The organism is Mycobacterium sp. 1423905.2 (genome assembly GCF_001673155.1).
Classification (GTDB): domain Bacteria; phylum Actinomycetota; class Actinomycetes; order Mycobacteriales; family Mycobacteriaceae; genus Mycobacterium.
The window spans coordinates 1-11,077 of record NZ_LZLE01000104.1; the positions used below are offsets into that span (position 1 = coordinate 1).

The 11,077-nt window shown below is 68.7% G+C and carries 11 protein-coding genes; 4 read left to right on the plus strand and 7 right to left on the minus strand.

Features of this window, described 5'->3' with window-relative positions; translation table 11 throughout:
* The 3 genes from A9W95_RS05565 to A9W95_RS05575 form a co-directional block, all read right to left on the minus strand.
* Nucleotides 1-1,008, minus strand: a 1,008-nt coding sequence (locus A9W95_RS05565) for an AAA family ATPase (RefSeq protein WP_371328028.1), incomplete at its 3' end; no start/stop codon positions are given.
* Nucleotides 956-1,816, minus strand: a complete 861-nt coding sequence (pssA, locus tag A9W95_RS05570; RefSeq protein ID WP_067409604.1) for a CDP-diacylglycerol--serine O-phosphatidyltransferase — start codon at nt 1,814-1,816, stop codon at nt 956-958. The genes A9W95_RS05565 and pssA, both read right to left, overlap by 53 nt.
* Nucleotides 1,813-2,508 (minus strand): phosphatidylserine decarboxylase, encoded by a 696-nt coding sequence (locus tag A9W95_RS05575; protein WP_067409605.1) that lies wholly within the window; start codon nt 2,506-2,508, stop codon nt 1,813-1,815. Before A9W95_RS05575 ends, pssA begins: the two co-directional genes overlap by 4 nt.
* A gap of 88 nt (nt 2,509-2,596) precedes the next feature.
* On the opposite strand from A9W95_RS05575, the gene A9W95_RS05580 reads away from it, so the two are divergent.
* Nucleotides 2,597-3,763: an MFS transporter gene (locus A9W95_RS05580; protein ID WP_067409606.1), complete on the plus strand. Its 1,167-nt coding sequence runs from the start codon at nt 2,597-2,599 to the stop codon at nt 3,761-3,763.
* Here the strand turns inward: A9W95_RS05580 and glp are convergent.
* Nucleotides 3,760-4,965: a gephyrin-like molybdotransferase Glp gene (gene glp, locus A9W95_RS05585; RefSeq protein ID WP_067409607.1), complete on the minus strand. Its 1,206-nt coding sequence runs from the start codon at nt 4,963-4,965 to the stop codon at nt 3,760-3,762. The genes A9W95_RS05580 and glp overlap by 4 nt on opposite strands.
* A 2-nt stretch (nt 4,966-4,967) precedes the next feature.
* Entirely contained in the window at nt 4,968-5,897 is a 930-nt protein-coding gene (locus tag A9W95_RS05590) for an SDR family NAD(P)-dependent oxidoreductase (RefSeq protein ID WP_067409613.1), read from the minus strand.
* Between the two features lie 118 nt (nt 5,898-6,015).
* Between A9W95_RS05590 and A9W95_RS05595 the strand changes: the two genes are divergently transcribed.
* Entirely contained in the window at nt 6,016-7,464 is a 1,449-nt protein-coding gene (locus A9W95_RS05595) for an NAD(P)/FAD-dependent oxidoreductase (protein ID WP_067409608.1), read from the plus strand.
* Between the two features lie 7 nt (nt 7,465-7,471).
* Here A9W95_RS05595 and A9W95_RS05600 read toward each other — a convergent pair whose 3' ends face one another.
* Nucleotides 7,472-7,963 (minus strand): cupin domain-containing protein, encoded by a 492-nt coding sequence (locus A9W95_RS05600; RefSeq protein WP_067409609.1) that lies wholly within the window; start codon nt 7,961-7,963, stop codon nt 7,472-7,474.
* Nucleotides 7,964-8,178: 215 nt separating this feature from the next.
* Here A9W95_RS05600 and groL point away from each other — a divergent pair, with 215 nt between their 5' ends.
* Together groL and A9W95_RS05610 are read left to right on the plus strand one after the other, a co-directional pair.
* Entirely contained in the window at nt 8,179-9,804 is a 1,626-nt protein-coding gene (gene groL / locus A9W95_RS05605; protein WP_067409610.1) for a chaperonin GroEL, read from the plus strand.
* Nucleotides 9,805-9,954: 150 nt separating this feature from the next.
* A complete protein-coding gene (locus tag A9W95_RS05610) occupies nt 9,955-10,632 on the plus strand; it encodes an endonuclease domain-containing protein (RefSeq protein WP_067409611.1) in 678 nt (225 codons plus the stop codon).
* A 21-nt stretch (nt 10,633-10,653) separates the two neighbouring features.
* Here the strand turns inward: A9W95_RS05610 and A9W95_RS05615 are convergent, their stop codons facing one another.
* Entirely contained in the window at nt 10,654-11,055 is a 402-nt protein-coding gene (locus tag A9W95_RS05615) for a hypothetical protein (RefSeq protein ID WP_067409612.1), read from the minus strand.
* Nucleotides 11,056-11,077 lie beyond the last annotated feature (22 nt).

Sequence of the window (11,077 nt, forward strand, 5' to 3'; positions counted from 1 at the left end):
CAACGACGCGACCGGCTCCGGGTCGGCCGGCAGCAGGGCGTCGACATCGGTGATCAGCAGCACCCCGCCGCCATCACGAACCGCCGTGACCGCCGCCGCGACGGCTTTGAGCCGATCCTCGGCGGCCAGCGCACCGACCTCCGGGCCGTCCAAGTCCACCACCCGGCGGCCCGAGCAGACCGCGCGCACCAGCGTCACCTTGCCGACGCCGGCCGGGCCCGAGACCAGCACACCCAGATTGGTGCCCGCGCCCAACGTCTTGAGCAGGTGCGGCTCGTCGAGGGCCAGCTTGAGCCATTCGGTGAGTTTGGTGGCCTGCGGCTGGGCTCCTTTGAGCTCCTCGACTTCGATGTCGGGGTCAGAGACCGCTGCCGGGGCGGCCGCCGCCCGGTAGGGCACCCCGGTGCCCCAGGTGACCAGCGTGTTGGGCTGGACGCTGACCGGCCCGTCGGGGTCCACCCCGGTGACGGTCAGCAACTCCGAGGTCCAGCTGATCCCGACCGACGACGCCAGCGCGCGGGTGGCTGCCGAGGTAGACGTGCCCGGGCCCAGGTCGCGAGGCAGCAGTGACACCGCGTCGCCGACGGTCATCACCTTGCCCAGCAACGCCTGCCGCAAAGTGACCGGCGACAACGACCGCATCGCCATCCCCGAACCGCTCAACGTCACCGACCGCGCGCCGTAAACGGTGACCGCACTCACCAGCACCGGTGTGCCTTCCCGCAACCCGGCGTTGGACAACGTCACGTCGTCGAGCAACACGACGCCCACCGGGATCTCCTGCGCGGCCAGGCCGGCCACCGCCGCGGTGGTCCGCGACCCGGTCAGCGAAACAGCGTCCCACTCCCGAATGCCAAGGGCCGCAACAGCACTGGGATGCAGACGCACCACGCCCCGGCGTGAGTCGACGGCCGAGGTGTTGAGTCGAGCGGTGAGGGTGAGCTGCTCGGCCAAGTCACAGCCGCCTGCCCGGCTTGCGCAACCCCAGCCGGGCCATCGAACGCCGATGCGGCTCGGCTCGGCGGATCGCACGCCGCGCCGCGCGCCGCTGCTTGTTGTCGTCTTCCCAAGCCTCGGGATGCTTTGCCAGCCAACGCTTGCTGCGCACCGCGAACGGGATGTGGCAGACGTAGGAGATGATGATCACCCAGATGAGGATGTAGGGCGCCAGGACCGCGGCGGCTGCGGCGATGGCCAGCACCGCCAGCAGCGGGGCGGCCCAGTTCGGCGGCACCGCCAGAGTGTGGAACTTCTTCATCGGGATCGCGCTGACCATCAGCAGCGATGTGCCGGTGATCCACAAGGACAGGAACCACACCGAGCTCCACCAACCGTCGCCGAACTGCAGTTTGAGCCCGATGGTGCCGATCATGGACACCGCGCCCGCCGGCGCCGGCATGCCCACGAAGTACTCCTTGGCGTAGGGCGGCAGGGTTCCGTCGTCCTGCTGGGCGTTGTACCTGGCCAGCCGCAGCACCACGCACACCGCATACAACAGAACCACCGCCCAGCCCACCGGCCACTTCGACAGCAGCGTCACGTAGACCACCAGGGCGGGGGTCACCCCGAAGTTCACCGCATCGGCCAGCGAGTCGATCTCGGCGCCCATTCGTGACTGGGCGTCCAGGATGCGCGCCACCCGGCCGTCCAGCGCGTCGAGGATGGCGGCGACAGCGATCAGGGCCATCGCCGGAATGGGCTTCTCGTCCAGGGCGAACTTGATCGAGGTCAGCCCCGCGCAAATGGACAACACGGTCATCGCGCTGGGCAACAGGTGCAGGTCTACCGTCCGCCGGACCCGGGGTTTGTCGATCACGGCAGCTCGGCCAGGACAGTCTCGCCGCCGACCGCGCGCTGGCCCAGCGCGACGATCGGTTCGGCACCCGGCGGTAGATAGGTGTCCAGCCGCGAGCCGAACCGGATCAGGCCGTAGGTGTCGCCGATGGACAGCTTGTCTCCGACGTCGGCGTCGCAGATGATGCGTCGCGCCACCAGACCGGCGATCTGCACGGCGATCACCTCGCTACCTGTGTCGGTGCGGATGACCACACTGGTGCGTTCGTTGTCGGTACTGGCCTCGGCCAAGTCGGCGGAGCCGAACCGCCCCGGCTGATGCTGCACGGCGACCACCTCGCCACTGACCGGGGCTCGCTGAACGTGGGCGTCCAGAATGGACAAGAAGATGCTGATCCGGGGCCGGGGCTCACTGCCCAGGCTCAGCTCGGCCGGCGGAGCCGCGGAGTCGATCACACAGATGATGCCGTCGGCGGGTGCGACCACCGCGCCGGGACGGGTCGGCGGCACCCGAAGGGGGTGGCGGAAGAATCCCGCGCACGCCCCCGCGGCCAGTAGCCCCGTTCGGCGCAGGAATCGGCTCCGGTATCCGACCGCGGCGACGGCCAGACCGGCGGAAATGAAGGGTCGCCCGGCCGGGTGGATGGGCGGGATGGCGGACCGCACCAACGCGAATATGTGTTGCGGACCGGTCGAACCAGGGCGTCGTGCCACGCGGTCATCTTACGGAAGGCCGTCGCGGCCCACGGTGCCGTTGCGATGAAGGCGAGAAATACTCTGCACCCGGGGGAATGACTCAACTATGAACAGCCCGCGGGCCACGGTCGGCGTCACCGCCACCTTCCTGGCGCATGCGGTGCTGTTCTCGTCCTGGGCCGCGCACGTGCCGCAGGTGCAGGCCAAGCTGAATTTGTCCAACGCGCAGTTGGGGCTGGCGTTGTTCGGTGCCCCGCTGGGATCGGTGGTGGCCAGCGTGGTCGGCCATTGGGCGCTGCCGCGGTGGGGCAGCCATCGGTTGGTGCCGCCGTTGGTCGCGGGCTATGCCCTGGCCGGGCCGACGGTGGGGCTGGCCGCCTCGGGTACGTGGCTGTTCGCCGCGCTGGCCCTATGGGGGACGTTCCAGGGCGGGCTGGACGTTGCGATGAACACCCAGGCGGCCACGGTGGAGCGGCAGGCCGGCGCGCCGTTGATGTCACGCTTTCACGGGATGTGGAGCGTCGGCGCCCTGCTGGGCGCCTTGATCGGAGCGGCCGCGGTCAGCGCGCACGTCGGCCTGGCCGCGCAGCTAGCGGTCCTGGGAGCTCTCATCCTGGTCACCGTTGTTCCGCTGGTGCGCGGGCTGATTCCCGACCAGCAGGAGCCGACCGCCGCCGAACCCGGCCGCTCGCGCAAGCGGGCGTGGATGACCACGACGGTCGCCATCCTCGGCGCGGTCGCCTTCGCGTCCTTCGTGGCCGAAGGCGCCGCGGCCGACTGGTCGGCGACATACCTGCACAACGTGGTCCACCGCGGCAACGGCGTGGCCGGTCTGGGCTACGCCGCGTTCGCGTTGACCATGGTGGTCACCCGCTTTGCCGGCCTGCGCTTGCAGTCGCGCCTGCCCAGCCGTCGGCTGCTGCCGGCGCTGGCGCTGCTCGCCGCGGTCGCGATGAGTGCGGCGCTGGCGACGGCCGATCCGGTGCTCAGCGTGGTGGGTTTCGCCGCGCTCGGCGCCGGGGTAGCGCTGTTGGTGCCGACGACCTTCAGCGCGGCGTACTCGGCCACCAGCGTCGGCGGGTCGGCGATCGCGCTCGTCGCCGCGACCGGTTGGTTCGGTTACGTGCTCGGGCCGCCGCTGATCGGTCAGCTCGCCGCGCTGGTGGGGTTGGGAGGGGCACTGCTGACCATTCCGGCGATGCTGGTGATCGCCGCGACGGCCATCTATTTCTCCAAGGCGTTCGACGCCGCCGACGAATTCCACCGGGTCTAGGTCAGGTCCCATACCTCTAGCTTGGTCCCGGCGGATACCTCCACGACGTCCTCGGGGATGTCGAGCAGGCCGTTGGCCGAGGCCAGCCAGCGCAGATGGTGCGACGCCGGCGGCCCGTAACTGGTCACCGCACCCGCGACGGGGTCATAGATGGCCCGGCGGAACTGCCGCCTGCCGCGCGGCGAGGTCAGGCTCTCGGTGAGCACCGCGGACCGGTGTGGACGGTGCACGTCCGGCAGGCCCATGGCGGTGCGCAGTGCCGGACGCAGGAAGACTTCGAAGGACACCAGCGCGCTGACCGGGTTGCCGGGCAGCGTGACGATCGGCGTGCCGGCCACCCGGCCCACCCCCTGCGGCATCCCGGGCTGCATGGCCACCTTGACGAATTCGACCCCCTGATCGCCGTCCCGGCCGAACGCGTCCTTGACCACTTCATAGGCGCCGGCGCTGACGCCGCCACTGGTGATGATCAAGTCCGCCGTGGCGGCATACCGGTCCAGGACCGCGCTGAACTGCGCGACGTCGTCCCCGGCGGTCGGCGTGGCGACGACCTCCGCGCCGGCGTCGCGGACCGCCGCGGCGAGCATTACCGAGTTGGACTCGTAGATCTGGCCCGGCTGCAGCGGCGTGCCGGGCGTCACCAGCTCGGACCCGGTGGAGATCACCAGCACCCGCTGGCGCGGCACCACAGGCAGCTCGGCCAGGCCCAGGGCGGCGGCCAGCCCCAGCCCAGCCGGGGTCACCACCTGGCCTTGGCGCAGAACGGTGGTCCCCGCGGCGACGTCCTCACCCGCGCGCCGAATGTGCTTGCCGGCTTCGGAATGCTGGCGAATTTGTACCGATTCGACCCCGCCGTCGGTGGCCTCGACCGGCACGATCGCCGTGGCGCCCGCCGGCACCGGCGCCCCGGTCATGATCCGGTGCGCCGTCGCCGGTTGCAGCGTCAACACGTCGGTGCGTCCGGCGGGAATGTCCTCAGCGACCGGCAATACGACCGGGCGCTCGGGCGTCGCATCCGAAGTGTCCTCGGCGCGTACCGCATAGCCGTCCATCGCGGAGTTGTCGAACACCGGCAGCGACAACGGCGCGACCACGTCCTGGCTCAACACCAGCCCTAGGGCGTCGGCCAGCGGGACCGGCACCGCGGGACGGGCCCGGATCATCTCGGCTACGACACGCTGGTGTTCGTCGACCGACCTCATGATCAGACCGGGAAGGTGACGCCGGTGAGTTCTTCGGAGACGGTCCACAACCGCCGTTGCAGGTCCTGGTCATGGGACTGGGCGCTGGACTGGACCAACTTCGGGGCGCCGCGTTGCTCACCGAGACCGTCGGGACCGTAGTACTGGCCGCCTTGGACGTCGGGGTCGGTGGCCGCCCGCAGGGTCGGCAACGCACCCGACTCCGGGCTCTGGAAAAGCAGCGGCCCCAGCACCGCCTTGACCGGCCGGAAAATGCTCGGCAGATTGCGGGCCAACTCGGTGTTGGAGCCGCCCGGGTGGGCGGCCACGGCGACGGTGTTGGCTTCCTCCTGGGCGGCCAGTCGGCGCTGCAACTCATAGGTGAACAGCAGGTTGGCCAACTTGGCCTGGCCGTAGGCGCCCACCCGGCTGTAACTGCGCTCCCACTGCAGATCGTCGAAGTGGATTGCGGCGCGGATGCGGTGGCCCAGGCTGCTCACGGTGACCACCCGCGAGCCGCGCACCGGCAGCAGGTGATCGAGCAGCAACCCAGTCAGCGCAAAGTGGCCCAAATGGTTGGTGCCGAACTGCAACTCGAACCCGTCGGCGGTCACCTGCTTGGGCGTCCACATCACCCCGGCGTTGTTGATCAGCAGGTCGATGCGTGGGTAGGCGCCGCGCAGCGCGTCGGCGGCGGCGCGCACCGATGCCAGCGAGCCCAGATCGAGTTGCTGCAGGGTGACGTCGGCTTCCGGCTTGGCGGCCACGATGCGCGCCAACGCGGCGTTGCCTTTCTCCAGGTTGCGCACCGCCAGGACCACATGGGCGCCGCTGTATGCCAGCGCGGCGGCGGTGTAGTAGCCGATGCCGGTGTTGGCGCCGGTGACGACGGCGACTCGGCCGCTCTGGTCGGGGATGTCGGCTTGGGACCACTTGCGGTTCTGGTTGGCCATGGCCACAACATACTCAGTGGCAGCGACGCGCTCATTTCGACGGGGACCGGACGTGACGTAAAGTTGAGAACGTGATTACCGTCTTCGGTAACCCCGTTCGCATCGGTGGTCAACGAGGGTGACGCCCGCTCGGCCGTCCGTCGGGATCATCGGGGCCGGAGCCGGCGGCATCGCAATGGGCATCCAGCTGGCCGCCGGTGGCTACGACTTCACCATCTTCGACCGCGCCGACGGATTCGGCGGAACCTGGCGGCACAACACCTTCCCGGGCGCCGCCTGCGACGTCCCGTCGCACCTGTACTCCTATTCCTTCGCGCTCAATCCGCGGTGGAGCAAGACCTATGCCAACCAGCCCGAGATCCTCGCCTACCTGGAGAAGGTGGCCGCAGACCACGGGCTGGAGCAACGGCTGCGGCGCCACACCGCGATCACCACAGTGCGGTGGTCCGACCCGCAACGCCGCTGGACGCTGACCGATGAGCAGGGTCGCGAACACCGATTCGACGTCGTGGTCAGTGCGGTCGGCATGCTCGATGTGCCTCATATTCCCCCCATCCCGGGCGCCCAGCGCTTCCGCGGTCGCCAATTCCATTCCGCGCGTTGGGATCACAGCAAGCCCACCGCCGGTGAGCGGGTGGCGTCGATCGGCACCGGCGCCAGCGCGGTCCAGTACGTCCCGGCGATCGCGCGGGACACCGCCCACCTCACGGTGTTCCAGCGGACCCCGATCTGGATCTCGCCCCGCTTCGACTTTCCGTTCACCCCAGAGCAGCACGAGCTGTTCGAACGCGACCCCGCGCTGGCGCTCAAGCTGCGGGCGGAGGCCTTCGCGTCCTACGAATCCTCCAACTTCGACGTCGATGCCGCCCAGACCCGGGAAGCGACCGAACTGGCCCGTAGCTACCTGATGCGCAAAGTCGCCGATCCCGAGCTACGGGCCAAGTTGACGCCGACCTACCCGGTCGGGTGCAAGCGTCCGCTGATGTCGCGGGATTGGTATCCGACCTTCGCGCTGCCCAACGTCACGCTGGAGACCACGCCGATCGCCGAGTTCACCGAGCGCGGCCTGCGCACCGCCGACGGCGTCGAACACCGCGTCGACACCGTCATCTACGGCACCGGCTTCCAGGCGGCCGACTATCTGACCAGCATTGACGTCTACGGCAGCGGCGGGCGTCAGCTGCGCGAGGACTGGAGCGACGGCGCCGAGGCTTACCTGGGCACGCTGGTGACGGGCTACCCCAACTTCTTCACGCTGTACGGCCCGAACACCAACGGGGTGAATTCGATCATCTACATCCACGAGGCGCAGACCACCTTTATCCGGCACATCCTCGACCGGATGGGTGAACAGGGCGCCCGCACCGTCGAGGTGACGCCCGATGCGCAGCGGCGCTACAACGACGAGCTCCAAGCCGCTATGGCCGGCAAGGTCTGGCTGTCCAACTGCAACAGCTACTACCGGCACCCCAGCGGCAAGGTCGTCACGCAGCTGCCTTACAGCGGCCGCACCTTCTACGAGCGCACGCGTGCAATGGTCCCGGGCGACTTTCGCCTGGGTGCCTAGGAGATCACTACACCCAGTAGTTGTCGTGCCGGATGAACCACTCGCGCCGCTCGTCGTCGGTCATGTCGGCCAAGGCGGTGAGGCCTTCGAAGTAGGTCTCGCGAGGTGCGCCGGGAGCGAACAACATCAGGATGGAGGCCGGCTCGTCGACCTCATTGCGGAAGCCGTGGATGCCGCCGGGTGGGACATAGAGGAAGTCGCCCTGCCGGCCGTCGACCCAGTCGGTGCCGTCGTAGAGCTTCATCGTCCCGGACAGCACGAAGAAGGCCTCGGAGATGGCGCGGTGGAAGTGCGGTCCCGGCCCGCCGCCGGCGGGGGCGATGTCGACGCGATACAGGCCATAGTCGCCGTCGGTCGCCTGCTGATTGGCCAGGTAGTGGTACTTGACGCCCGGGGCTTCGTAGTCCGGCGCCGCGTCGGCCCGTTTGAGCCAGGCGCTGACTCGCGGCTCTTCTTCGGTGAAGCGGGGCTTCGGATACGGCGGCACGAACAGGGACATCCACCCAGTCTGCCGCAGCCGGATACCGTGGCCCGGTCTTCTTGCACTCGGCATAGGCGAGTGCTAAGAATGACGTTGGCACTCGCGACGGGTGAGTGCTAGGTCGGGACGGTGAGACCAGCTGGTCGTCCGTCGCGGGCACTGCGCCCGGCCAGCGTAAGTAACGGGGTCGCCATGGTGACCCGTCATTCCCAATCCGGAGGAATCACTTCGCAATGGCCAAGACAATTGCGTACGACGAAGAGGCCCGTCGGGGCCTCGAGCGGGGCTTGAACAGCCTCGCCGACGCGGTAAAGGTGACGTTGGGTCCCAAGGGCCGCAACGTCGTCCTGGAGAAGAAGTGGGGTGCCCCCACGATCACCAACGATGGTGTGTCCATCGCCAAGGAGATCGAGCTGGAGGACCCGTACGAGAAGATCGGCGCCGAGCTGGTCAAGGAAGTTGCCAAGAAGACCGACGACGTCGCCGGCGACGGCACCACGACGGCCACCGTGCTGGCCCAGGCGCTGGTGCGCGAGGGCCTGCGTAACGTCGCCGCGGGTGCCAACCCGCTGGGACTCAAGCGCGGTATCGAGAAGGCCGTGGAGAAGGTCACCGAGACCCTGCTCAAGTCGGCCAAGGAGGTCGAGACCAAGGACCAGATCGCTGCCACCGCGGCCATCTCCGCGGGTGACCAGTCGATCGGCGACCTGATCGCCGAGGCCATGGACAAGGTCGGCAACGAGGGCGTCATCACCGTCGAGGAGTCCAACACCTTCGGCCTGCAGCTCGAGCTCACCGAGGGTATGCGCTTCGACAAGGGTTACATCTCCGGCTACTTCGTCACCGACGCCGAGCGTCAGGAAGCGGTCCTCGAGGACCCGTTCATCCTGCTGGTCAGCTCCAAGGTGTCGACGGTCAAGGACCTGCTGCCCTTGCTGGAGAAGGTCATTCAGGCCGGCAAGCCGCTGCTGATCATCGCCGAGGACGTCGAGGGCGAGGCGCTGTCCACGCTGGTCGTCAACAAGATCCGCGGCACCTTCAAGTCGGTGGCCGTCAAGGCTCCCGGTTTCGGTGACCGTCGCAAGGCGATGCTGCAGGACATGGCCATCCTCACCGGTGGTCAGGTCATCAGCGAAGAGGTCGGCCTGACCTTGGAGAACGCCGACGTCAGCCTGCTGGGTAAGGCCCGCAAGGTGGTCATCACCAAGGACGAGACCACCATCGTCGAGGGCGCCGGTGACTCCGACGCCATCGCCGGCCGGGTGGCCCAGATCCGCGCCGAGATCGAGAACAGCGACTCCGACTACGACCGCGAGAAGCTGCAGGAGCGTCTGGCCAAGCTGGCCGGCGGTGTTGCGGTGATCAAGGCCGGCGCGGCGACCGAGGTGGAGCTCAAGGAGCGCAAGCACCGCATCGAGGACGCCGTGCGTAACGCCAAGGCGGCCGTCGAGGAGGGCATCGTCGCCGGTGGTGGCGTGGCGCTGCTGCACGCGTCGCCCGCCCTGGAAGAGCTGAACCTCTCCGGTGACGAGGCGACCGGCGCCAACATCGTCCGCGTTGCGCTGGAAGCTCCGCTGAAGCAGATCGCCTTCAACTCCGGGCTGGAGCCCGGCGTTGTCGCCGAGAAGGTTCGCAACTCGCCTGCCGGTACCGGCCTGAACGCCGCCACCGGTGAGTACGAGGACCTGCTCAAGGCCGGCGTTGCCGACCCGGTGAAGGTGACCCGTTCGGCGCTGCAGAACGCGGCGTCCATTGCGGGCCTGTTCCTGACCACCGAGGCCGTCGTCGCCGACAAGCCGGAGAAGGCGGCCGCTCCCGCGGGCGACCCGACCGGTGGCATGGGCGGTATGGACTTCTAAGCAAGTCGACGAAAAGCCCGGTCTGCTCTGGCAGGCCGGGCTTTTTCGTGCGTCGGGTGTGGGGGATAAGCATGTCCACACCCCGGGTTGCGTCCACAGACCCGACACTCGGCGCATACGAAACCGCCCCCGGTCGCGCACCATGACGCCGTGCAGCCATTTCGGGGCAGTCACGCCCTACGCAGCGGGGCGGTCACCCGTCATCAACTGCGCACGCGATACCGGGCGGTGTATCGCGACGTGTACATCCGCGCGGACGCGGAACTGACCGCGGCCGGCAAAGCGCGTGCGGCGTCGCTGTCGACGGGTGCGACACTGTGCGGTCTGTCGGCCGCCGCGGTGCTGGGTACCAAGTGGCTCGATGCGTCGGCGCCTGCGGAGATCGTGCGCACCGAGCGGCAGGCTCAGCGCGGCATGGTGGTGCACAGCTACCGCCTGGCCGATGACGAGGTGTGTTCGGTGTGGGGTATGCGGTTGACCACCCCGGCCCGTACCGCCTTTGACATCGGTCGCCGCCTGCCCACCCCTGCGGCGGTGCCGGTGTTGGACGCGCTGTTCAACGCCACGGGCCTCAAGCCCGCGGACGTCACCGCGGTGGCCGAGTGGCAGGTCGCGGTCGAGTACGACGGAATTCAGCACTGGGCCGACCGGTATCAGCGCTCATGGGACATCGAGCGGATCGCCTTGCTGGAAGCGGCCGGCTGGGCCGTGATCAGAGTCAGCGCCGAGATGCTGTCACGGCGGCCAGAGGTGATCGTTGAGCGGGTGACCGCCAAGCTCGCCGAGCGTGGGGCCTACGGACGAAATGCGGGCCGTTGCGCTACTTAAGGCACACACTCGGCGCACACGCTAGGCGGGCAGCGAGAACACCACGCAATCGTGCAGGCAGCCCTTGGCCTGCGCCGGTGAGTCGGCTTCGCGATGCAGCAGCGCCCGGGTCGGCACCACGGCCAGCCGGACGGCGTCGGCGCCGGCGTCGGACAACTGGGCGCGACCGTCGACGATCAGGGAGTAGCCACCCGGCTCCCGCGGCGGAAACAGCAGCGTCACGTCGCTGCGCTGCGCCAGGTTGCCCCGGGTACGGCCACCAATGAGCCCGATGTCGAGCACATCTGCGCTCAGTACCGGCTCGACGGTCACGGTGTGCGCCCGGTAGCCGTCATCGACCGAGATCAGGTACGCGTACGGGAAATCGGGCAGCGCAGCGGCCAGCCGTTCGAAATCGACCTTCTTAGCGGCCTTGGTAGCCATGGTCCGAGAATAGGCCGCGTTA